Source organism: Paenibacillus sp. FSL R5-0517 (assembly GCF_037974355.1).
Classification (GTDB): Bacteria; Bacillota; Bacilli; order Paenibacillales; family Paenibacillaceae; genus Paenibacillus.
Genome location: NZ_CP150235.1, coordinates 3284004 through 3308671 on the forward strand (window position 1 = coordinate 3284004; position 24668 = coordinate 3308671).

The 24668-nt window shown below is 47.6% G+C and carries 16 protein-coding genes; 15 read left to right on the top strand and 1 reads right to left on the bottom strand.

Going from position 1 to position 24668, the window contains the following annotated elements; all coding sequences use genetic code 11:
- The first annotated feature begins 40 nt into the window (after positions 1–40).
- The 15 genes from MKX40_RS14695 to MKX40_RS14765 all read left to right on the top strand — a co-directional run bounded on the left by MKX40_RS14695 (position 41) and on the right by MKX40_RS14765 (position 23126).
- Entirely contained in the window at positions 41–1396 is a 1356-nt protein-coding gene (locus tag MKX40_RS14695; RefSeq protein WP_339242676.1) for an extracellular solute-binding protein, read from the top strand.
- A gap of 105 nt (positions 1397–1501) precedes the next feature.
- Positions 1502–4399 carry an extracellular solute-binding protein gene (locus MKX40_RS14700; RefSeq protein WP_339242678.1) on the top strand — a complete coding sequence of 966 codons (2898 nt, stop codon included), beginning with the start codon at positions 1502–1504 and terminating at the stop codon, positions 4397–4399.
- Between the two features lie 19 nt (positions 4400–4418).
- Positions 4419–5375, top strand: a complete 957-nt coding sequence (locus MKX40_RS14705) for a sugar ABC transporter permease (protein WP_339242679.1) — start codon at positions 4419–4421, stop codon at positions 5373–5375.
- Positions 5376–5377: 2 nt separating this feature from the next.
- Complete coding sequence (locus MKX40_RS14710; RefSeq protein ID WP_278295182.1) at positions 5378–6253, top strand: carbohydrate ABC transporter permease; 876 nt, start codon at positions 5378–5380, stop codon at positions 6251–6253.
- 15 nt (positions 6254–6268) lie between these two features.
- On the top strand, positions 6269–7732 hold the full coding sequence (locus MKX40_RS14715) for a hypothetical protein (RefSeq protein WP_339242682.1): 1464 nt from the start codon (positions 6269–6271) through the stop codon (positions 7730–7732).
- Positions 7716–8351 carry a YIP1 family protein gene (locus tag MKX40_RS14720; protein WP_339242684.1) on the top strand — a complete coding sequence of 212 codons (636 nt, stop codon included), beginning with the start codon at positions 7716–7718 and terminating at the stop codon, positions 8349–8351. The genes MKX40_RS14715 and MKX40_RS14720 overlap by 17 nt, the downstream gene beginning before the upstream one ends.
- A gap of 17 nt (positions 8352–8368) precedes the next feature.
- Positions 8369–10945 (top strand): DUF5696 domain-containing protein, encoded by a 2577-nt coding sequence (locus tag MKX40_RS14725; RefSeq protein WP_339242686.1) that lies wholly within the window; start codon positions 8369–8371, stop codon positions 10943–10945.
- A 53-nt stretch (positions 10946–10998) separates the two neighbouring features.
- Positions 10999–11844: a sugar ABC transporter permease gene (locus MKX40_RS14730; protein ID WP_253435651.1), complete on the top strand. Its 846-nt coding sequence runs from the start codon at positions 10999–11001 to the stop codon at positions 11842–11844.
- Positions 11845–11861: 17 nt separating this feature from the next.
- Positions 11862–12809 (top strand): carbohydrate ABC transporter permease, encoded by a 948-nt coding sequence (locus MKX40_RS14735; RefSeq protein WP_339242688.1) that lies wholly within the window; start codon positions 11862–11864, stop codon positions 12807–12809.
- Between the two features lie 275 nt (positions 12810–13084).
- The gene (locus tag MKX40_RS14740) at positions 13085–14788 is read left to right on the top strand and encodes an RICIN domain-containing protein (protein WP_339242689.1); all 1704 of its coding nucleotides are present in this window, start codon (positions 13085–13087) and stop codon (positions 14786–14788) included.
- A 293-nt stretch (positions 14789–15081) separates the two neighbouring features.
- A complete protein-coding gene (locus tag MKX40_RS14745) occupies positions 15082–17451 on the top strand; it encodes a helix-turn-helix domain-containing protein (protein WP_339242691.1) in 2370 nt (789 codons plus the stop codon).
- 275 nt (positions 17452–17726) lie between these two features.
- A complete protein-coding gene (locus MKX40_RS14750) occupies positions 17727–18581 on the top strand; it encodes an ABC transporter permease subunit (RefSeq protein WP_339243069.1) in 855 nt (284 codons plus the stop codon).
- A gap of 27 nt (positions 18582–18608) precedes the next feature.
- Complete coding sequence (locus tag MKX40_RS14755) at positions 18609–19538, top strand: carbohydrate ABC transporter permease (RefSeq protein ID WP_253435665.1); 930 nt, start codon at positions 18609–18611, stop codon at positions 19536–19538.
- A gap of 37 nt (positions 19539–19575) precedes the next feature.
- Positions 19576–21216: an ABC transporter substrate-binding protein gene (locus MKX40_RS14760; RefSeq protein WP_339242693.1), complete on the top strand. Its 1641-nt coding sequence runs from the start codon at positions 19576–19578 to the stop codon at positions 21214–21216.
- 17 nt (positions 21217–21233) lie between these two features.
- Positions 21234–23126 (top strand): beta-L-arabinofuranosidase domain-containing protein, encoded by a 1893-nt coding sequence (locus MKX40_RS14765; RefSeq protein ID WP_339242696.1) that lies wholly within the window; start codon positions 21234–21236, stop codon positions 23124–23126.
- Positions 23127–23425: 299 nt separating this feature from the next.
- Here MKX40_RS14765 and MKX40_RS14770 read toward each other — a convergent pair whose 3' ends face one another.
- The gene (locus tag MKX40_RS14770) at positions 23426–24568 is read right to left on the bottom strand and encodes a glycosyl hydrolase family 8 (RefSeq protein WP_339242697.1); all 1143 of its coding nucleotides are present in this window, start codon (positions 24566–24568) and stop codon (positions 23426–23428) included.
- Between the last annotated feature and the right edge of the window lie 100 nt (positions 24569–24668).

A 24668-nucleotide genomic window follows, 5' to 3' on the forward strand; every position in this document is an offset into this window, starting at 1 on the left:
GATACACTGTGAGAGCAAAAGACAATCAGGGGGGAAGACGATGAGAAAAAACAAGTTCATGCTACTGAGCCTGGTATTCGCGGTTTTGTTGGTGATTGCTGCATGCAGTTCTGCACCTACCGCTCAACCCGAGCCGGAAAAGACAACACCACAGGAGGAACAAACACCCGTAGAAACCGAGCCAAAGAATGAAAACTCTACGCCAGAAATGGACTTTGACATGGGCGGCAGAACGATCAAAGTTGTTGCTTGGTGGGACATGGAAATACAGGGGAACAACCCGGACAACATTCAACGCCTTGAGAATCTCGAAGCGCTGAAGAAAAAACACAACTTTAATATTGAATACGTTTCCATTGATTTCGGCGAATATCAGGAGAAGGTAGTTGCTTCGCTGATGGCAGGGGAACCACTTGGTGATTTGGTGAGATTGGGCAAAAACTATGCCATTCCCGCATTGACCAAACAGGATCTCTTGTGGCCAGTGGATGATTATATTAAAAACGACAAAGTATTCAATCAGAAAACAACAAAGGAATATATGCAATATGAAGGCAAAGGTTACGGCTTTACCGAGGACCAGTCTTCTTTTATCAACGGAATTTTCTATAATCGTACCCTCATGCAGGAGCTGGGCTTGAAGCCATTACAGGAATATGTGGATGCTGATGAATGGAACTGGGATACATTCCTCAGCGTTGCCAAACAAGCGAACAAGGATCGCAACAACGATGGCAAGCTGGACACTTGGGGACTAGCTCAGACGGGATTGCTTGAACCGATTCTGTATTCGAATGAAGCTTCCCTGACCCTAGAGGATAAGCAGAACCTGGAAGATCCCAAAACGAAGGAAGCGCTGAATTTCCTGTCCAAACTGGCTACGGAAAAGGTCGGCAGAGCTTCTGAAGGCGGCGATTGGACTGAGCCGTCCACGTTCTTCCGTCAAGGCAATACGTTGATGTATTCAGGTGCCATGTACGAGGTTGAAGGCATTATGACAGACATGAAGGATTACGATATCGGTTTTGTACCATTCCCTAAAGGTCCAAGTGCATCAGCGTATCACTCTGGAGAGTCCCGTTACCAGGCTATAACGATTCCTAAAGCAGTAGAGAATCCGGAACAACTGATGTACATCTGGGAGAAAATTAACGAGATTGATTCGATCTATGAGTATCCGGGCCAATCCACACTGGAGACACATCTGACCGATGAAGCAGATATCAACAACGCCAGAGAGGTTGCAGAAGGCATGCTGGTTCTCGACCATAACACATTCCCGTCCTTGCCTTTCTGGGACTTTGATGGAGAGCTCAAAGAAGGAGTATCTGTATCTACGCTGATTGAGAAATACAAGGCACCTTTCCAGGCTGCGATTGATGAGGTATACAAATAAGCATCATGACACACGGGCAGAACGCACCAGTGATGGTGCGGTCTGTCCGGGTTAGTCAATCGTCCAGTTCTCGCAACGCTTAGAGGAAAGGGGATACATTCGAACATGCGGTCACGTAAGAAAAAGGGACTAATCTTGGTGCTTGTCCTGGCCCTGGTACTCTCCATATGGACGCTATATCCATCGCGGGATCGTTATCCGGGGACGGTACATGCGCTTGAGGACTTTGACGCAGTATCGGCAACCGAGGATTCATTCAGTTATGACCATTATCTGACTACTCATGCCAATGCGGCTAAACCCGAGAAAACAATACGCATTGAAGGCGAATCTTATGTTCAGGCAACTGACGGGGAATTCGAGGTCGTGCAAGGTTATGCCGGACTGGATGGGAGCGCTGTAATTACGCCGGAAACTGGAACCATTCGTTGGGATGTTCCCGTTCAAATGAGCGGTTTGTACAATATTCGCATTCACTATTACCCTGTAGAGGGTAAAAGCTCGGGTATTGAACGCAGACTCGAGGTGAATGGGGAGGTTCCTTTTAGAGGGGCCGATGTTCTCTTGTTTGACAGGGTGTGGGGGAATCGCGAGGATAACGTTCGTCGTGACGATCGGGATAACGATCTCAGGCCAAGACAAGTGGAACAGCCCGAGTGGCAGTTGACTTCCTTCAAGGATAGCGGAGGCTATTTCGAGGAGCCCTTTCAGTTTTATTTTGAAAAAGGTAACCCGCAGTTATCGCTCACTTCATTAAGAGAAAGTATGGCGATTGATTATATTGAGCTGTATCAGGAAGGGGAGATCCCGACCTATGCAGAGCTTGAGGCAACTTATGCCTCACAGGGGCTGAAACCAGCGGCTCCAGTCATGCTGAAAGTACAAGGGGAACAAGCAGTCAGCAAGTCTTCACCTACACTGGCACCCATCTCGGATCGTTCGAGCCCATCGCTAGAACCTTATGATGTGTCCAAAATTCGCATGAATGCGATCGGGGGCATCAACTGGAAGCTGCCGGGTGAATGGATCGAATGGGAAATCGACGTGCCTGAAGACGGATTGTATCAAATCGCGTTAAAGGTAAAACAGGATCAATTGCGCGGTATTTACGCAACCCGCAGTCTGACGATCAACGGCGAAGTTCCGTTTAAAGAAATGAAACGCATTCGTTTCAACTACAGCCCATCCTGGCAAACTCAGGTGCTGGGGGCGGCAGAAAATCAGCCTTACCAGTTTCATCTGGATAAAGGGAAACACCGGATTCGAATGACGGTAACGCTAGGCGACATCGCTCCTCTGCTTCGTACCGTGGAATCCAGCGTGCTGGAATTGAATGAGATGTATCGCAAAATCCTGATGATCACCTCCAACAGCCCCGATCCGCTTCGGGATTATCAGTTGGAACAACGCATCCCGGAGATGACGGAAGTCTTTGAACGACAGGCAGACACGCTCCGTTCTGTAGCGGATTATCTGGAAAAGGCAACGGGTGAGCAAAGTGATAAAGTTGCCGTGCTTCACGCCATGGTCATGCAGCTTGAAGATATGGCGGCCAAGCCGGAGACCGTTCCTAAACGACTGGATACGTTCAAAATTAACGTAGGTGGCCTGGGTACCTGGATATTGTCAGTACGTGAACAGCCGATCACTCTGGATTACCTCGTCGTGTCTCCGCCGGGTGAAGCCTTGCCAGATGCGGAAGCGACGGCCATTCAGCAGGTGAAACATGAGCTGGGTGCATACGTGGCTTCGTATACCGAAGATTACGACAGCATCGGTAACGTGGAACAAAAAAAGGATTCCATTACTGTATGGATCACGACTGGACGGGATCAGGCTCAGGTATTGAAAGGCATGATCGATGATTCGTTTACTCCGGATACGGATGTATCCGTGCAGCTACGTCTTGTGCCGCCCAACATATTGCTTCCCGCAACCCTTGCAGGTGAAGGACCCGACATTGCCATGCAAATGGGTGAGGACATCCCTGTAAACTATGCGATGAGAAGTGCGGCAGCGGATTTGAGCAAATTCCCCGACTTCGAGGAAATTGCGGGTCGGTTCCGTGAAAGCGGGTTGACACCATACCGGTATAACGACGGTGTGTATGCCCTCCCGGAACAGCAACATTTTCCGATGCTCTTTTACCGCAAAGATATCCTGAACGAATTGGGACTGGAACCGCCGAAAACGTGGCAGGACGTGTATAACGCCATTGCTGTGCTGCAAAAGCATAATATGGAGTTTTATCTGCCCATCGAGGATACACTGAACAACGCAAACCTTGTGCCGAACTCGACTTTTGCGATGCTGCTGTACCAGAATGATGGCACCTTCTATACGGAAGATCAGAAGAAGAGTGCCCTTGATTCGGAAATTTCGATGGATGCGTTTAAACGCTGGACACAATTCTATACCAATTATAAATTCCCGCTTAAAGCGGACTTTCCAAACCGCTTCCGTACCGGTGAGATGCCGATTGGAATTGCGGACTATACAACCTATAACATGTTGACAGTTTTGGCTCCGGAAATTCGCAATCTCTGGGACTTTACCATTGTTCCTGGTACGCAGCTTCCGGACGGTTCCATAAGGCATGAGGTAGCCAGCGCAACAAGCGCCGTAATGATGCTTGAGAACGCCAGCAACAAGGAAGCTTCATGGAAGTTCATGAAATGGTGGACTGACGAGCAGACCCAGATTGAATACGGACGAGAAATGGAAGGTCTGATGGGGGCGGCAGCCCGTTACCCAACAGCCAACATTGAAGCTTTGAAACAGCTTCCTTGGCCCGTCAAGGATTATGAAAATCTGGAGAAGCAATGGAAATGGGTACAGGGGATCCCGCAGCTTCCTGGAGGTTATTTCACGGGACGGCATCTGGATAACGCTTTCCGTAAGGTGGTCAATGCGAATGAAAATCCGCGTGAAGCCTTATCGGACTATGTTCTGTACATTGATGATGAAATTGAGTTGAAGCGTAAGGAATTTAATCTGAAATAGAGGAAAGGGAGGGTAACGGTTGCAAGCTAAAACAACCAAGACAGCCGCCGCTCCTGCCGTCCATACCCGCCAGGTCGGCTGGTGGTCCCTTTTGAGAAGGGATCTGTATCTCAGCAGGCATTATTATGTGTTGATGGCACCGTTTATGCTGATTTTTTTCATGTTTACTGTCATCCCGGTCGGCATTTCACTGGGGCTCAGCTTTTTTCACTTCAACATGCTGGAGCTGCCGCGATTTGTCGGGTGGCAAAATTATTCCCGGCTTTTCCTGAATGACGACGTATTCCTGATCGCGCTCAAAAACACACTGCTTTTTGCCGTAATCACGGGTCCGCTCAGTTATATCGCCTGCTTTTTGTTTGCATGGATCATCAACGAGTTATCTCCCAAAATTCGAGCGGTCATGACGCTGGTGTTCTATGCGCCCTCCATATCGGGAAATGTCTTCTTCATCTGGCTGATCATCTTCTCTGGTGACAGTTACGGGTATATGAACGGCTTCCTGATGCGCCTTGGCGTCACACTAGAGCCGATCCAATGGCTTGCAGATGAGAAGTACGTGCTCGCGATTGTCATTATTGTACAGTTGTGGCTCAGCCTTGGAACCAGCTTCCTGGCCTTTATTGCAGGACTTCAGACCATTGATCGTTCTCTGGTTGAAGCAGGCACCGTGGACGGGATCAAGAATCGCTGGCAGGAACTCTGGTACATCACCCTGCCTTCGATGAGACCGCAACTGATGTTTGGTGCGGTGATGCAGATTACGGCTTCATTCGCAGTGGCCGAGATATCGATTGCATTGGCCGGTTTCCCAAGTGTCAACTATGCAGCTCACACCGTCGTCACACATCTGATGGACTTCGGTACAATCCGTTTTGAGATGGGATACGCTTCTGCCATTGCAACCGTGCTGTTTGCGTTGATGCTTGGTACGAACGTTTTGACGCAAAAAATGCTTAGAAAGATAGGTGAATGACAATGACCAGCAAAGTACGTGCCGTGTTTGGCATGCCAAAAAGGCTGAATCGGTCATTTACCGTCAGCCTGATGTTATTCGCACTGCTGGCCGTGTTTGGATCATTTATGGTGCTTCCGCTGATCTATGCTGTCAACAATGCATTCAAACCGCTGGATGAGCTGTTTATTTTTCCGCCGCGATTCTGGGTGAATAACCCGACAACAGAGAATTTTGCCGATCTGATCAACCTTATGGGCAATTCATGGGTGCCGTTATCCCGTTATATTGCTAATACCCTGCTCATTACAATCCTGGGGACGGCAGGGCACATTCTTCTTGCATCCGCCGCGGCTTATCCGCTGGCGAAATATCGTTTTCCAGGTTCGAAAGTGTTGTTCACGATTGTCATTCTGTCTCTGATGTTCTCACCGCATGTCACGGCGATTCCAAACTACATGGTCATGTCTTGGCTAGGATGGATTAACACACACGCTTCCATTATCGTGCCATCGCTTGCTTTCTCCCTGGGACTGTTCCTGATGAAACAGTTCATGGAGCAGATTCCCGATGCGCTGCTGGAAGCAGCCAAAATCGACGGAGCCAATGAATATCGCATTTTTTGGAGCATTGTGATGCCGAATGTAAAGCCGGCATGGCTCACGCTCATGATCCTGCAGTTCCCTGCGTTATGGGGGACGGACGGCGGGAGCTTCATCTACAGTGAAAATCTGAAAACGCTGCATTATGCGCTCAGTCAGATTGTACAGGGAGGGATTGCTCGTGCAGGTGTTGGTGCGGCTGTGGCCTTGCTGCTGATGATTGTACCAATCACGCTGTTTATCATCTCCCAGAGCAGTGTCATGCAAACGATGGCCACTTCAGGCATGAAAGAGTAGAAAGGAGGCAGCGAGGTGCGGAGAAGCACATGGAAAAAACGCAAATCGATCATCATGGGCATGATCTGCCTCCTGTTGTTCGTTCAAGAGGCATCATATGTGAGTGCAGACGGTAAAACGGATGCGTATCATTACTCCTTCTGGGGTGACGCAGTTCCGGCACCAGCGGCATATGAGGCAACAACCATTATCACCGGTAAGAAGCTGAACACGATTCCTATGAAAGAGCCGAGCGACATGCATGTTACCGCCAATCAGCACGTCTTTGTGCTTGATTCGGGCAATGGCCGCATTATAGAGATGGATCGCAACCTCAAGCTGGTACGGACGATTGATTCATTTAAGCAGGAAGGCAAGGAAGATCATTTTAAAAATCCGCAGGGGTTGTACGTTAGCGATCAAGGCCATCTGCTGGTCGCCGATTCGGATAATCATCGAGTCGTACATTTGGATGAAAAAGGCACGCTGGTCAAGATTGTCGCAGAGCCCAAATCGGACCTGTTAAAAGCGGATTTTCAATTCAAACCTATGCGTGTTGTTGTGGACAAGGGGGAACGTATCTACGTCATGGCCGAAGGCGTATTTGATGGATTCATGGAGTTCAGCGCCGACGGTACGTTCTCATCGTTTATTGGAGCAAACAGAGTTCAGGTAGACCCGGTGGAGTATCTATGGAAACGCTTCGCCACACGTGAGCAGCGCAGTCAGATGGTTATGTTCACTCCGACGGAATTTACCAATCTGGATATGGATGAAGAAGGCTTCATCTACGCGACTAGCGGGGATCGGGGCAAAGATCCGGTCAAGAAGCTGAATGCACAGGGCACAGACATTTTGCGCAGAGAAGGCTATCAGACCCCGCAAGGTGATATGGTGTATACCCAGGAAGCCGGGCCATCCCGTCTGATTGATGTGGACGTGGGGGACAGTGACATGTATTCCGTACTGGATTCCAGCAAGGGCCGAATCTTCACCTACAATGGAGACGGGTATCTGCTCCATATTTTTGGCGGCATCGGAAACCGCCTTGGCCAGTTTAATACACCTGTTGCGCTGGAACGTGCGGGAGACCGGATGTTGGTTCTGGATAAAGCGCTTGGCGAAATCACCGTCTTTCAGACAACTGAATATGGACGCACGCTCCATGAAGCAGTTCGCAGTTATTATAACGGTGACGAGGAGCAGTCCAGTGTACTGTTTGCTAAAGTTGCCGAGATGAACGCCAATCTGGAATATGCTTATGCGGGAATCGGCAAAGCGCTGCTTCGTCAGAAGGAATACGGCGAATCTGCGAAATACTTTAAGCGCAGTATGGAACCTAAAGGTTATTCCAAAGCTTTTCTTTTGTATCGCAAAGAGCTGATGCGTGAGCATTTTTCATGGATGATGTCCGGTTTATTCTTGGCTGTCGCTGCGTTTGTTACCGTCATCATCGTTCGCAGGCAGAAAAGGAGGACAACGAATGCAGGCATCAAGTAAACAGTTATATCAGTACCCGCTGCATCTGATCTTCCATCCGTTTGATGGATACTGGGAATTAAAATATGAGCGCAACCAGAGGAACTCACTGTTGATTGCTTTCATGATTCTGGTACTGCTGGTCATCACCAAAATTTTACATGCCCAATACAGCGGTTTTCTGATTAATCTCAGTAATCCCAAATACCTGAACAGTCTGCTCGAAATGGTATATGTGATCGTGCCGGTCCTCTTCTGGTGTGTGGCTAACTGGTCGTTAACCACCTTGATGGACGGGGAAGGCAAGTTTTCTGAAATTTTTATGTCAACCTGTTTTGCACTGGTGCCTCTTTTCCTAATCCATTTTCCTTGGATCTGGCTGAGTCTTGTGATCTCTGCACAAGAAACTGCCTTTTATTATTTCTCCAATGCACTCGCCGTCGCCTGGACGGTGTACCTGTTATTTGTGGGAAATATGACGGTTCATCAGTACACATCAGCCAAAACGATACTCACGATGCTATTGACACTTGTAGCTATGGCCTTTATGGCATTTCTGTGCCTCTTGTTCTTTAGCCTTGTACAGCAGATTGTATCGTTTGTCGTAACCATCTATCAGGAATTAGTGCTTCGGGGCTAAGGGAGGAGGAGAATGTGATGAAATATGCCGTAGCCAAAAAAATAACAGGGATGCTGCTCGCGGGCAGTCTACTGCTCAGCGGATGTCAGTTCTCGTCAGCACCACTGACCAACCAGGCGGTATCTGCCGCAGATCAAACGGACGTTCCCTCCCTGCCTCCCGGAGAAAAACTGAAATCATCTTTCAGTAATACCCGCCTTCCAGGCATGATTGGCATTGCACAGAATGATCAGCTTCAGCTGTTCATTCACGAAGAGACTGCCGAGATTGCAGTGATTCACATGCAGAGCGGGCAGATCTGGCGCAGCAATCCTGCAGATCGTGAACAGGATGGAATTGCCGCAGGGATAAACAAAGACCTGTTGTCTTCACAAACCAAGCTCAGTTTCTTCAATAGTCTGGGTCAGAGCAGCACGGTGAATTCTTTCACGGACAGTGCCGCACACAAGCAGATCAGCTTCGAGTCACTGCCAAACGGCGTACGGGTGAATTACCAGTTTGGCAGCACCGAGCGATCCATTGAAGATTTGCCGATGAAGATCAGCAAAGAGCGTTTTGAGCAAAAGCTGCTTGCACAGTTGGATAAGACCGGGCAGCGGGCCTTGAAGGTCGGATATGCAGAGGACAAAGAAGAAGGTACTTACGTCCGGATTGATAAGGCGATGCAGGGACTTCAGTTGTCCCGAGCGTTGAAAGCTTTTGACACAGCTGGTTACACACCAGAGGACCTGGCTCATGATCATGCCGAGTTCGGCATTGAACAGGAACGTAGCGGACCGCGGTTGTTCATGATCACGATGGAATATGAGCTGGATGGAGAGGATCTGTTAGTTCGTGTTCCTTCATCAGGCATTCATTTACCGGAGGAATATCCGATCAATAACATATCCATACTGGAGTATTTTGGTGCCGGAGGATTGAATGAAGAAGGCTCCATGCTGGTGCCGGACGGATCGGGGGCTCTTATCCATTTTAATAATGGGAAGTTGCAGTATCCTGCCTATCAACAAGATATTTACGGACCGGATATGACGATGAAACTGCGGGAAGCAAGTTCGAATGAAGCCAAAGCCCGATTGCCGGTGTTTGGACTTATTCGGAAAGAGGGGGCGTTCCTGGGTATTGTTGAGGAAGGGGATGCCGTTGCCGTTGTGAATGCCGATATCAGCGGCAAGCTAAACAGTTATAACAACGTATATCCAAGCTTCTATGTTGTGAACAAGAGCGATGTGACACTTCAGGCAAGCGATATGGTTCGTACACTTCCGAAATTTCAGAAGAATCCGACCGTGTCCGACTTCGCCGTTCGATACGCTTTTGTAGGGGCGGATAAGGCCTCGTACTCCGGGCTTGCCTCTCTTTATCGGGATTATCTGATGCAAAATGGCGGACTTCCCGAGCTGAGCGCCAGTAAGGATCAGAATGATGTTCCGTTTTATCTGCAACTGTTCGGTGCCATGACAACAAGCCAGCATATGTTGGGCATACCGTACGATTCAACGGAGGCTCTGACGACGTTTGATGAAGCCAAAAACATTCTCACCACCTTGAAGGAGAAGAAGGTATCCAATATACAGGTTCGCTATGCCGGGTGGTTTAACGGAGGGCTTTATCATAGGATGCCCGATTCCATTCACGTGGACGGTGCCGTGGGTGGCAAAAAGGGATTGCGGGAATTCAGTGCATTCACCAAAGAAGCAGGCATCGGCTTTTATCCGGATATTGCTCTGATAAATGTGTTATCCAAAAAAGGATTTAAACCGTCTAAAGAAGCTTCCCGAACCTTAACCCAGGAACCGGCGGTTATGTATCCGATGAACCAGGCCATACAGCGTCGTGACAGGGATCGTTCACCTTCCTATGTGCTGTCGCCCAACTTGCTGGAGAACGTGACGGCAGTGATGCTGGATGAACTCAAGTCTCTTCAAAAAGATGAACTTTCGTTGAGTCTGAATGACCTGGCCGCTCAGCTGAACAGCGACATGAATCCGAAAAAGTTGGTGGATCGAACGGAAGCACTGGGCTCTGTCAAGAAAGCACTTGAACAGATCAAACAGCAGGTAGGCCCTGTCGTTGCGGAAGGCGGAAACGCTTACGCACTGCCATATGTAACCGGGTTGACAGATGCTCCAATGAATAGCAGCCGTTTCAAGCTGGAGGATGAAGAGATTCCATTCTATCAGCTCGTTGTACACGGCAGCATTAGTTATACAGGTATGCCATACAATCTTTCTACTTATACGGACGCAAGACAGTATGTATTGAAGTTGATTGAATATGGAGCGAGCCCTTACTTTGCCTGGTTCAATGCACCAAACCATGTTGTGAAAGAAACAGATTATGATCAACTCTATGCGGCGAATTACGAACAATGGATGGATCTGGCTACTGACATCTACAATGAGGTCAACGACGTAAACCAGTCATTTACGGGACGTTCCATGATGTCTCATGAATCCATTGAAGAAGGCGTGTTCCGGACCATGTATGAAGGCGGCGGATTCGTAATCGTCAATTATAACGACTTCCCTGTAGATGTTGACAACGTTACAGTGGAAGCCCAAAGCTATGTGACTGGTGGTGAGCAGCTCTGAAGACGCTCCTGAAATGGAAATGGGGAAGTCGTACGTATGCTCAGCAGAAAGCCATGTGGGGCGTAATTTACGTGCTCCCCTGGCTCATAGGTTTTGTGTTATTTTTCTTCATTCCGCTGTTAGCCTCTCTGCGATACAGCATGAGTACAATTCAGGCCAACGCGGAAGGCATAGCGATTCAGTTCACCGGTGTCGCTAATTACATTCAGGCGCTAACCGTCAATACGAGCTTCAACCGTGCGTTAATCGAGGCAATCACAGACGTACTCATCAACGTACCTTTAATCGTTATATTCAGTCTGTTCCTCGCTGTCATCCTGAATCAGAAGTTCAGGGGCCGGGCTGTTGCCCGGTCGATCTTCTTCCTGCCCGTTATTCTGGCATCGGGAGTAATTATGACGCTGGAGAGCACCAGTCTGATTGAAGCGGTGAACCAGAGCAGTACAGGCGGCAGTTCACTCGGGACATTTGAACTCGAAAATCTGATGGTTAATGCCGGAGTAAGCGACTGGATCGTTACGTACCTGAGCAGCGCCGTAGATCGGATCTATCAGATCGTCAGTCAATCCGGTGTACAGATTTTGATCTTTTTGGCAGGCATCCAGACAATCTCCCCTCAGCTGTATGAGGCTTCGAAGATGGAAGGAGCTACGGGTTATGAAGCATTCTGGAAAATTACATTTCCGATGGTCAGCCCGCTGATTTTTGTCAATGCGATCTATACAATAATCGATTCGTTTGCCAATAACGCCATGACAGAACTGATCCGGGATACCGGCTTCGTCAAGTTCGACTTTGGTTTAAGCTCCGCCATGGCATGGGTCTACTTCCTGGCCATTGCCATCATTCTCGTTATCGTATCCATCATCTTCTCGAAGCGTGTCTTCTATCAAGATTAGAAAGGGGGGTGCTCTACGTGACAACTTCACGATTATTATCGCTGGAGCATTGGAAAGGCTGGCTGTGGGCCATGATCCGGTTTGTCCTGATTACCGGGCTGTCCTTCGTTATCCTGTTTCCCATATTCCAGAAGGTGTCAACGTCCATCAAGGATAAAGGCGATCTGTATTCCGCAGTGGTAGTGTGGATCCCGCAGAACTTCTCCATCGACAATTTCAAGCAGGCTATCCGCGTCATGGATTACTGGGCAACGCTGTTTAATACATTTGCATTATCTGCAACAACCACACTGCTGACCACTGCATCCTGTGCGCTTGCAGGGTACGGATTCGCCAGACTGAAGTTCAAGGGAAGCAACTGGCTGTTTGCCGGGGTAATCCTGACCATTCTTGTTCCACCGACGACCATTCTGATTCCGGTATACCTGAATCTGAAGAGCTTTGATCTGATGGGACTTATGACGCTTATCACAGGCAAACCGGTTAATCTGCTGAACACCTATTGGCCGTTTATTCTGACCGCGATTACAGCCAATTCACTCAAGGCTGGTTTATACATCTTCATTTTCCGGCAATTCTTCAGAGGTATTCCGAAGGAAGTGGAGGAGGCGGCCTATGTGGACGGTGCGGGCATCGGCCGAACATTCTCAACCATTATGTTACCCAATGCGATTCCGTCCATGGTTACGGTCATGTTGTTTTCGTTCGTATGGCAGTGGAATGACAGCTTCTATACGACAACTTATCTGACTTCGAGTAAAGTCATGTCGACCCAGTTGTCATCTCTTCCTTATAATCTGGCTCAGCAGGTTACTGACGGTGCAGCCTCCCAAGCTGATCCGTTCTATCTGAGCATGATTCAGGATACAGGAATTCTTCTTGCGATTCTGCCTTTGATCGTCATCTATCTGTTTGTACAACGATATTTCGTAGAGAGTGTTGAGCGTACAGGAATCGTCGGTTAAGTTCAATTCACCTGTACCTTTGGCGCGGCGATCAGCGTGGATAAGGAAGGAGGGATTCCATGGAACATTCCACTTGTAAAAAGGGGGCTTGCTGCGATCTTTTGCAAAACTGTTCACTTCAGAACCGCAACCCTTCGCTCCGCAGAATTCCCTTGCTGGTATGGAATGGGTTGCGGGAGCGGGCTCCGACCTGAGCGATATGCTGGTTTAGGAATGCGATGACAGCGTTACTTCGCAGTATAGCAAGGCATTACATCAGAAGAGGAGGAATTATAGTGAAGAAGATTTTGACATATTTCAAACTTTTAATCATTCTTGCTTTATTGATCACCATTGTTCCATGGGGAGGTAACCGAGCCGAGGCATGGGTGGGCATGCCGATGGGTAAGCTTCACGTTAACGGCAAAAACCTGGTGAACAGCAACAATCAGCCTGTGCTTCTGAATGGTTGGCATCAACCTTCAGGTGCTTACTGGACATATCAGGATAGCAATTATTACCTCAATCTACACGGTAATAACCGTCATGCAGCTACTCTGGCTTATCTGAAGGACATTACCGATACATTTGCGGATACCAGCCCGAAATACGGAAGCAATCATGGCTGGAATATGAATCAGGTACGTCTGTTTATCGACCGTCAGGATATGGGAGATGTGGCTGCTGGTACATATAACTTTGCCGGTGTGCAGACCGTTACGCAAAATGTCATTATTCCGTATATCCAATATGCCAAGAGCAAAGGCGTATATGTGGTCCTGGGACTCGACTTCACATTGAAGGATGATCAGGCAACAACACCTGCCAACCTGCAAAAATTCAATGAAATCTGGGGTTATCTCGCTTCACGCCCGGAGATCAAAAGTGCAGACAACGTTCACTTCGAACTGATCAACGAACCTGTGAAATCCTATGCCAATGGACATTGGGGTGGATACAACGGGGAAAATGACTTTGTGGATCACTGGAATGACCTGCGTAATTTCCAAAATTCCATGATTTCAACAATTCGCAGCAAAGGTGCGGACAATGTCATCTGGGCGGCAGGTCTGGGATACAACCAATTTTACAGCTTAACGGCAAGTCATCCATTGACTGACCCGCTCAACAACTATGGATATGCGGTTCACTGGTACCCTGGTTATGGCGCATATGACAATTTCTCAATCCTGCAAGACCAGTGGAATACCAACGTGAAGGCAGCCGCTGATAAATATCCAATTAACATTACCGAGGTGACCTGGTTCAAAAACAAACCTGGCGATTCGGCCTATTGGAACCTGTTTAATGGCAGCAATGAAGGTTTCGGTACCAATACCAAAACGATTTTCAATGCAGCAGGCAATGTCAGTATTGCAGCCCATATGAACGGTTTTATTCTAAGTGAAGGACCACGAAGCTCCTTTGCCGATCCAACGGCAGGCCTGAAATGGGACGGGGATGCTTCACGGAGCGCGATGGGACGTTTCCTGTTTAACTGGTATTATGAACGTGCTCAGACTTACCCGGGCGGTGGACAAGGTGGACCGACAACAGGTCTTGTATCTGGTGCGACCTACAAAATTGTAGCTCGGCATTCCAACAAGGTCATTGATGTACCCGGTGGTCTAAACGAGAACAATCTTCAACTCCAGCAGTGGAGCGATCTGGGCGGCAACCCTCAGAAGTGGGTTCTGACTTCGATCGGCAGCGGTAACTACACACTGACAAGTGTGAACTCACCAGACAAAGTCATCGACATTCGCAACGGTACTCTCACCAATGGGGAAGCGGTCCAACTCATGAGCAATCTGAACACAACCGCTCAGCATTTCAAAGTGAACGACCTCGGCAACGGATACTGGAGTATCATCAACGTGAACAGCAACAAAGCGATTGAAGTCGCAAACGCTTCCACGTCGGATGGTGCCAAGTTGCAGCAGAATACCTACACGGGTGCAACAAACCAACAATGGAAATTTGTTGCCGTCAGCAATTAAAAAACAAACCTTTAAAAAAACCTTCCCAAGCCATTCCTGGTCTTGGGGAGGTTTTTTTGCGTTTATTTTTTAATCCTTTGGCATGCAGGCCGTGCGAAGGTAAGTTGCAACTATAGTTGTGCACCAAATAGCAGAGAGACATTTATTTTCATGCAAGCATTGTACGCTGTAGTACGAAAATGTACCATAAGAAAGAAGTTGTACCTTCACTAAGAAGAAATGCCCGGTGTATCATGGAACAGCTACCTAATCAAAGAGAAATGTAAGCGCTTGATAAAAAAAGGGGGGTACATATGCAGCTCCTATGGTCCAAATTTTCACCCGTGTTCCGCCGTTTCCTCATTTCCTATCTTGTCATTCTGATGATTCCTCAAATTGCGGGATATGCCTCTTATCGCGCCTCCATTGAAGCGGCCCGCTCCAGCTCTATTGAGAACAGCTACAAGTCGCTGAGTCTCGGCAAAGAGATTATTGAGCGAAATCTTCTTCAAGTCGAAGCCTTTACCAGACAGCTTGCAGTCAATCCGGATTTGCAAAATTTAATTGCTGGTCCGAAGCCGCATGATCTCTACAATGTATATGGTATGAACCGCATGCAGCGCAGCCTCTCCATGTACAGCAGCACCAATGAATACTTGTCCCATTTCTTCATCCACATTCCAAACTACAATGCCATTATCACACCAAGAACCGTATATTATCGTCCAGAACATTATTATGCTGCCAATCAGCTGGACGGTATGTCGTTTGAACAGTGGTATGACCAAATTTTGAAACAGCCGCACTTTAACGAGATCATACCGCTTCGAAACTATAAACGTGAAATTGTCGGTACCGTGCTTGCAGATGTTCCGGCCATCACATTTCTGCAATCTCTTCCTCTGAACAGCTTTAACAAACCGCAAGCGACGATTGGTGTCATGATTGATCAGGATAAGATGGCGAGCCTGACTCAAAATATTGTGGATCAATATGGCGGCTGGACTCTCGTCACCGATGCAGAAGGACAGATCATTTTCTCGCTAGGCATTGGCCAGGCCGAGGCTGAGCAAGTGGCACAAAGTCAGCGGATCGAAGGTAAAGCTGCCGAAACGGAGCAGAATGCGAAGAATGTACAGAATGTGCAGAGCGTTCAGCCTGGAAGTGATGATCGACTGTTGATATCGATTCAATCCAGTCAAAATGGATGGAATTACATGGCAGGCATTCCCGAGAAAGCACTCATGACCAAAGCGGACCAGATTAAACAAGTCACACTGGCCTTTACTTTGGCAACGATTGCCCTGGGATTGCTGTTCGGGTTGGTTCTGGCTTATCGGAATAGTGCCCCCGTGTACAAACTGTTGGCCACTTTCCGGGAACACATCACCGATTCTCCCGGCAGACGGGGGAATGAATATGATTTCTTGGCAAGCCATATTAACAATCTGATTGCAAATAATGACTCGCTTACAAATGCCATGAATGAGCAGATTCCATTATTGAGAGACGGTTTTATCAAACGGTTGTTAACCGGGGAATTCTATACCTCCACGGAGCTTGAAGTCATCTCATCACAGGCACACATTTCACTTCATAGCAGCAAGGGCTTAGCAGGTTTGGTGAGAGTAAACGGCTATGCTAATCCGGACAGTGAAGAGACGATTCATGAACTGGGCGTCGCGAGGCTTCTCGTCAAGCAGGTACTTGTAGAGTGGAATGCCCAGGTACTGATTACGGATTGGGGAACGGACCAGATTGCTTTTGCTTGCCCATTGGATGCAAATCCACTGAATGAAGCGATGCGAAGATGTGAACAAGAGCTGAATACTTTAATGAAAGTGATCTACAGGGAACATCGGATATCTACAACAATTGGTACAGGTGCAGCGTATGAGGTCTGGAATGATGCAGGTCGCTCATTTGACGAAGCCAAACAAGCCCTGGATTATGGCATTCATATGGGAACAGATCATTTGGTGAGATTTGAAGATACGATGAAGGAAAATGAAATGTTCTATTATCCGATTGAGTCCGAACAGCGCCTGCTGAACACAATCAAAGCCGGGGAGCCAGAAGAGGCGATACGTATTCTGGAGCAATTATTTCTTCGCAATCTGGAGGAGCGGGAACTGTCCTACGAGATGACGCAGCAGTTCATCATGGAGTTGAAAGGGACCTTCCTGAAGCTGGACGAGCCAAAATTCAAGCTGGATGCCTCCCTGCTGGAGGAATATAAAAATCGGGTGACCTCTATTCAGATGACCGAAACGATCGCTGTGCTGCGCGGAAAGTTTAAGCAGCTGACAGAAGACATTTGCGGTGACTTCCAGACTAGAAGAGCAGGGGCACATGCGGATACGGTGATCGAAATGATTGAATTTATTCAACAAAGTTATGCGGATGCAAACTTGACGATCTATCGAATTGCCGAGTACATGAGCAAGTCGGAGAAGTATATATCCCAACTGTTCAAAGAACATACGGGAGAAAATCTATCTGATTACGTAGAACATGTGCGCATTGAAGCGGCTTCCAACCTGTTGCAGTCCACTGGTCGCACCATTGACGAGATAGCCGAGGCTACCGGGTATAACAGTGCGCATTCATTCCGACGAGCGTTCAAGCGGGTACGCGGCATTTCGCCAAGCGTGTTTCGGAAAATGGATGGTCATAGCAGTTAATGTAGGCTGTTTACAGATATATATATTCGTATTATGTACGTTTTCAGTGTAACTGTACCTTTACGCCTCCCCAGAGAAAATCTTATGATTACCCCGAAAGTAAGCGCTACCAATTGTGGTGAAGCTCATTATGAATGGGAGCCTTGAATGGGGGGATGATTCTGAGAACAACAATGACAAGTGAATCGAAGTCCGTAGAAAAGACAAGTAAGTCGTCTGCCTTGCAGCGAGCATTATCCAGAAGCTGGAGGCGACATTGGCAGCTGTATCTGTTAATCCTGCCACCAATTGCTTACTTTATTATTTTCAAGTATGTACCGATGGTGAATGCGGTGCTGGCGTTTAAAGATTACAACGTCATCAAGGGAATCTGGGGCAGTCCGTGGGCCGGAACCAAGTATTTTGAATTGCTTTTTCAAAATCCGGCATTCATCACACTCATCAAGAACACGCTTTACATTTCGTTTTACAGCCTGATTGTCGGTTTCCCGATTCCTATATTACTGGCACTCGCGCTGAATGAAATCAAAAACATACGATTCAAAAAAATCGTGCAAATGGTGACGTATGCTCCATATTTCATCTCTACCGTTGTAATGGTCTCCATCATTATGCTCTTTCTGTCTCCTCGGTTGGGTATTGTCAATACAATCGCAGGTGCACTTGGTTTTGAAGCGGTGAATTTTCTCGGAGAGCCTGGACTGTTTCGTTCCATCTACGTATTCTCCGATGTGTGGCAGGGAATGGGATACTCCGCTGTCATATATCTGGCCGCTCTCGCGGGTGTTGACCCATCCCTGTACGAAGCTGCCAAAGTGGACGGAGCCAACCGAATGCAGAAAATCATTAATGTTGATCTGCCTGGATTGCTTCCAGCAGCCGTCATCATTCTGATTCTGAGTGTAGGCAACATCATGGCTGTCGGATTCGAGAAAATATATTTGCTGCAAAATCCGCTCAACCTGTCTGCCTCGGAAATCATCTCCACGTATGTCTATAAAATAGGATTGCTGAATGCCAATTACAGCTTCGCTACTGCGGTTGGCTTGTTCAACTCGGTAATTAACCTGGTTTTGCTATTAATCGTAAACGCGGTCGCCAAGCGACTGTCCAACACAAGCTTATGGTAACGGGAGCGAAAGGAGGAGCACTAATTCATGTCTAACACACAAACAGATACCGGTCGTTCCCGAATCAGGAGCAGCAGTACAATCCGCGAATCTTGGGGAGATCGCGTATTTATAACGGTTGTTTATTTCATGCTAACGGTGGTGCTGATCGCCGTGTTGTATCCCTTGATATACATTGTGAGTTCTTCGCTTAGCAGCCCTGCTGCCGTCTCCTCAGGAAAAGTCTGGTTGTGGCCCATTGACCTGACATTCGATGGTTACAAGTCTGTATTACGCAATGATCAAGTCCTTACGGGGTATGCCAATTCCCTTTTCTACACAGCCTGCGGTACGTTGATAAGCGTGGCTCTGACCATCATGATTGCGTATCCGTTATCCAAAAAGACATTTGTTGGTCGCAGCTCACTAATGATGTTTATCACCTTCACCATGCTGTTTTCGGGCGGCTTGATTCCTACCTACCTGGTGGTCAAAACGATGGGGCTGATTGATACCCGCTGGGCGCTGCTGATTCCCAATGCTATCTGGGTCTGGCAAGTCATCATTGCACGTACATTTTTCCAGAATTCAATACCGGAAGAGCTGTCCGAAGCAGCAGACATCGATGGGTGCAGTGACATCCGTTTTATCTTCAGTGTCATCCTGCCGCTCGCCAAACCAATCATTGCCGTGTTGTCGCTTATGTACGCAGTTGGTCAATGGAATGCATACTTTGACGCTCTCATTTATTTGAAATCACAATCGCTCTACCCGCTACAGCTGATATTGCGCAGCATTCTTATTCTGAACAGCAGTACGGGAAATATGGACGCTTCAGAAATGATCAAACAGCAACAGATGGCTGAACTCATGAAATACTCATTAATTGTCATGGCCAGCCTGCCGGTTCTGATTATCTATCCTTTTGTACAACGATATTTCGTGCAAGGCATGTTGATTGGTTCTGTCAAAGGATAGGTTCATTTTTCTATTATTCATAAGGGAGAGGATTGTATTGAAAAAAGCGGGTTTCATCATTCTTGCCTGTATGCTATTTACCTCGTTGGTTCTTGCCGGATGTTCCAGTTCTGAAAAGGGGAACGGAGAAGGCGGCGATTCGTCAGGCAAGACAGCCATTAATGTGTTTGCACACCAAGGCTCGGACACCAATCTGTCCACCAATAAATTCACGAAGAAAATGGAAGAGAAATTTGATATCCAATTCAACTGGACTACGGTTCCATTCGATGGTGCAGCCGAGAAAAGACAGATTTCACTGGCTTCCGGCGATTATCCGGACTTGTATCTGTTAATCCCGTGGGTAGATCGGTTCTCCCAGACAGACTTGTTGAAGTTTGGCCAACAGGGGGTAATATTACCGCTGAATGATCTGATTGAGAAACATGCCCCGAATATTAAAAAAGTGCTTGAAAGCAATGACTATTATCGGGCCATGAATACCGCTCCAGATGGAAATATCTATGGTCTGACGGGTTTGAATGAATGTTTTCACTGTTCATACCCGAACAAGATGTGGGTCAACACCAAATGGATGGAACAATTAGGTTTGACCGAGCCTGCAACGACAGAAGAGTTTAAGGAAATGCTTCGGGCATTTAAAACCAAAGATCCAAACGGTAATGGTAAGGCAGATGAAGTGCCCCTAAGTGGTTCTACCGAGAATTTTGGGGTGCACATTATCCCTTATTTAATGAACGGTTTTATCTATGACGATGATCGGAATTATCTCATCGTTAACCAAGGGAAAGTGGAGACCGTTGCGAATAAGCCGGAGTGGAAAGAAGGACTTGCGTATATCAAATCGCTGTATGATGAAGGGCTGATCGATCCGGGGGCCTTTACGCAGAACGTGGGTGCTTTCAAAAAGATCGGTGATAATGCTGATGCACAGCTTCTCGGTGCAGGAGCAGCGATGCATCCATCGTTATTTGTAACCACTGCCGAAGGTTCACCTTACGGAAATGATTACAATCCCATCCCTCCACTGAAGGGACCGAATGCAACCTATGCTACGTATAACTATCCAATCGATCCCGGAGCGTCTTTTGTACTGACGAACAAGGCCAGCGAGGAAACACAGATTGCAGCCATTAAGCTACTGGATTATTTCTACACCCAAGAAGGGACCATGGCATCTTATCTGGGAGAAGAGGGCACAAGCTGGCGTAAACCACAGGAAGGCGAAGTGGCGCTCAATGATCAGATAGAGCCGCTCTACAAAGCCATTCCGCTTCCTTCCGGAGAAGAACCTCGTAATGACAGTTGGGCAGCATTGAGTCAGTACAATCATCACCGTGCCTATCGTGACGCCGAAGTACAGGTCAAGGACATCTACGCCAATGACGGTTATGAACGGCGACTGTATGAGGCTACATTATTGATGGAAGGAAAAGAGCCAACGGACGTTTTCCCTCACTGGGCACTCTGGGTTGACCCGTCTCTGGCGGATGAAACAAGCATGATGCAGACTAATCTTAAAGACTATATCGATCAAAATGCGCTGCAATTCATTACGGGAGCGAAAAGTCTCGATAAGGATTGGGAAGATTATGTGAAAGGACTGGAGGGACTGAACATCAATCGTTATCTGGAAATCATGCAGTCTTCCTATGATGCTTCTTCTATTTCCAAATAGTTGAGGTGTCCCATTGCATGCATCAGGTGGAACAAATCAGATATACATTGAAACGAGGTGTCCCTTTGTTCACCAACTTTGGCCTGAATGAAGTCAGGTTGACAAAAGGAGATTTTGCACATCGGCAGCAGCTTGTGCAAACCTATTTGATGTCATTTCGTATCGAACGACTTATGCACACGTTCAGAATCAATGCAGGAAAACCATCGTGTGCAGAGCCTCTGAGTGGATGGGAAGCCGAAGATTGCGGCCTAAGAGGACATTTTACAGGACATTATCTCTCGGCATGTGCCAAATTGGCTTTTGCCAATCAGCATCGGGAACTGACATCGAAGGCCAACGAGATAGTTGATATCCTGGAATCCTGTGCACGTCCGAACGGATACTTAAGCGCCTTCGAGGAGGATCAGCTTGACCAGTTGGAAAGCGAGCATAGTCCAAAGGTCTGGGCACCGTACTATACCCTTCACAAAATAATGCAAGGACTTATCGACTGTCATATATATCTGGGGAATATGAAGGCTTTGCAGCTTGGAGTGAATATGGCCCATTATATATCCGGACGGTTTGCACAGCTCTCTTTTTGGCAAATTGATGGCATTCTCCGCTGCACAAGGCTGAATCCGGCGAATGAGTTCGGAGGAATGGGAGATGCCCTTTACTCACTCCATGAACTTACCGGAGATGTGAAAATACTGGAGCTTGCACATCTGTTCGACAGAGACTATTTTATAGATCCGCTTGTTAATGGTCAGGATATGCTTGCAGATTTGCACGCCAACACCCATCTTCCCATGATCATAGCAGCAATGCACCGTCATGAGATCACTGGCGAGAGCCAATACAGAGAGGCAGCAATACATTTCTACAAATTTTTGAAAGGAAGAACATTTGCCAATGGCAATAACAGTTCAAAGGCTTTCGCTCCTGTCCAAGGCGGAGTTTCCGAGAAATCGGAACATTGGGGCCATTTCGGAAGATTGGAAGATGCACTGACAGGTGGAGAGAGTGAGAGCTGTTGTGCACACAACACCGAACGCATACTGGAGCGATTGCATTCATGGTCCGATGGAGTTGAATATCTGGAACATATGGAATTACTTAAATATAATGCCATATTGAATAGTGCCAGCAGTCAGACAGGGCTGTCTCAATACCACCAGCCAATGGGAAGCGGTGTAACCAAAAATTTCAGCAGTGCCTATGATTCCTTCTGGTGCTGTACGGGTTCCGGTATCGAGGCGATGAGCGAGCTGCAGAAAAACATCTGGTTCAGAAGCGGAAACAGATTGCTGTTAAATGCATTCATCTCGTCAACCGTAGAGTGGAGCGAGCACACCCGCATTGAGCAGTGCAGCAAATATCCCGATACGCTTGTGTCTACCCTGGTGATCAAGACGGTAAGACCCGTGATATTGGCATTGTACCTGAAAGAGAAGTCTGTCGCAGCGGTGAAAATCAACGCCAGTGCCCCAGATGTGCAACATAAGAATGGTTACATCGTCATTGAGCGAGAATTTCATGATCGGGATATCATCGAGATTGAGATTGATGCCAAGCTGCATCTGGTTCCACTGCAAGGTTCGGATAGCAAAGCCGCGATGATGTATGGTAACATTTTGCTGGCACAGCTGGGGGACTACAGAAGAGTGAAGGGAATGACGGCAGGCAATCTGCATGAGAAGATCGTCAGACTTCCCGGGGAGGAACTGGCATTCGTTGCAGAAAGTGAGCAAGGAGAACTCCTGAACTTCATTCCACTGTTTCGGGTGGAAGAAACAAGGTACAGCGTTTACCTGGATCTGGGGAATGACGCTTCTCCTGCTCGACCATTCTCTGTGGCCGAGACGGGGAGCGCAGCTTATGAGTACGAGACAACCAGCAACCATGAAGACGCATTTAATTCCTAAAGAGGCATGTCGTACAGAGAGAAAAATGATGATTTTGTTGCCTATATTGGCACAAAAAAACGTTCCCAATTCGCAGTTAGCAGATGCGAGCCGGGAACGTTTTTTTGTGTGATAAGTCTCATGAGAGGATCTACATATCATTGCATCAGCTTGGGACGATGCAAATGCTCAGATTTATCTTAGAATTCTTTGCAGCGCCAGAAGATCCGCTTTCCGAGGGCGATGGTCGCTGAATTTAGCCTGGCCTCAACCATTGTTCAACGTCCGCAGGACAGGTGCAATGGCACGGACACATCCGCTTAGTACATGCGATATCTTCCGCTTAGAGCCAGCATGCTGAAAAAATACAGGCAATTGTCGTAATAACGCCGTTCTCCCTGACGCAGAGGCGTGTTCCAAAATTTGCGAACAAATGAGGCAGCATGCGGACCATCTGCAGCCAGTGAAGCCATGGCATTGGTAGCCAGCAAACCAACAGGATGCAGTGAAGGTTCGTCAAAAGGCTCACCCTCAATGGTATAACGACGATAATCAGACATTTCAATATCACTAAAGAAGGACTGAATCCGATTGGATTGTTCGATCTGCCATGGATCCTTGCGGAACCATTCCCAGTCCAGCGCAATATTGGCAGCAGTACGATAGGCATCACTGTAAAAATGCCTGAAATCCCCATGTGGCTGTATTGGGGCAGGAGAGCCGTCAAAGTTCGCATATTCTGGTGAAAGTCCGGTGACGGGATGGCAGGCTGTATGCAGGTAAGACCGACTAGAGGTCGCCGCTTCTTTCCAAAAAGCCTGATCTTCTTCATCCGCATATTTCGCGAATAGTTCATAAAAATGAGGCAGATGGTAGGACGGATCGCTAAACGGTGTTTCCGGAATGAATTTGATCAGTTTTGTTTCCGGGTCCCACATGGGGTCACCTTCGCCGTTTTCACCTTGATGTATACAGGCACGAAGGATCTTGCGGGCTTGTGCCTTGTAATCATAAGGTTCAGTACCATCCCCCCAGCGGTTGGAGGCGAAAAACAGCGCCATGGCAAAAAACTCCTCGCCATCAGGAGCAGGCCCTTGCGAGAGTCGGGTACCGTCAGGCTTGCAATGCCAAGCGAAGTAATCTTTGTATCGACCCTCGGTATGCTGCATGAACGTGTGGGAGAAATTCCAGAGTCGATCAAATTCGTCCTTCTTGTCCATCTGAACAGCCATCATCATGCCATAGGACATGCCCTCAGATCGAACATCGAGATTACCGGTATCTAGCAAATATCCCTTGTCCTCACCCATGGGGTAATATATTCGAGTATTTTCATCGCCATAAAACAGCGCGTTCCATGTTTCATCCAATCTGGTCGTAATCTCATTCTGATCGTAGCCTAACTTCGAAAACAGATTCGTATACGTACCCGTATCCAACGCGCCTTGACCTGTGATATTCATGCGTTTCCTCCTTCATCAATGCGGTTTTTCAAAATTATAACATGGAAGTAGTATACAAATTAAAGCGTTTACATGAAAAATTATAGGTGTTCTGATCCGC

Bases quoted from the DNA above. Each gene is read 5' to 3' on its own strand.
- MKX40_RS14695 (WP_339242676.1), top strand. From the start codon at position 41: ATGAGAAAAAACAAGTTCATGCTACTGAGCCTGGTATTCGCGGTTTTG.
- MKX40_RS14700 (WP_339242678.1), top strand. From the start codon at position 1,502: ATGCGGTCACGTAAGAAAAAGGGACTAATCTTGGTGCTTGTCCTGGCC.
- MKX40_RS14710 (WP_278295182.1), top strand. From the start codon at position 5,378: ATGACCAGCAAAGTACGTGCCGTGTTTGGCATGCCAAAAAGGCTGAAT.
- MKX40_RS14720 (WP_339242684.1), top strand. From the start codon at position 7,716: ATGCAGGCATCAAGTAAACAGTTATATCAGTACCCGCTGCATCTGATC.
- MKX40_RS14725 (WP_339242686.1), top strand. From the start codon at position 8,369: ATGAAATATGCCGTAGCCAAAAAAATAACAGGGATGCTGCTCGCGGGC.
- MKX40_RS14730 (WP_253435651.1), top strand. From the start codon at position 10,999: ATGTGGGGCGTAATTTACGTGCTCCCCTGGCTCATAGGTTTTGTGTTA.
- MKX40_RS14745 (WP_339242691.1), top strand. From the start codon at position 15,082: ATGCAGCTCCTATGGTCCAAATTTTCACCCGTGTTCCGCCGTTTCCTC.
- MKX40_RS14755 (WP_253435665.1), top strand. From the start codon at position 18,609: ATGTCTAACACACAAACAGATACCGGTCGTTCCCGAATCAGGAGCAGC.
- MKX40_RS14765 (WP_339242696.1), top strand. From the start codon at position 21,234: ATGCATCAGGTGGAACAAATCAGATATACATTGAAACGAGGTGTCCCT.
- MKX40_RS14770 (WP_339242697.1), bottom strand. From the start codon at position 24,568: ATGAATATCACAGGTCAAGGCGCGTTGGATACGGGTACGTATACGAAT.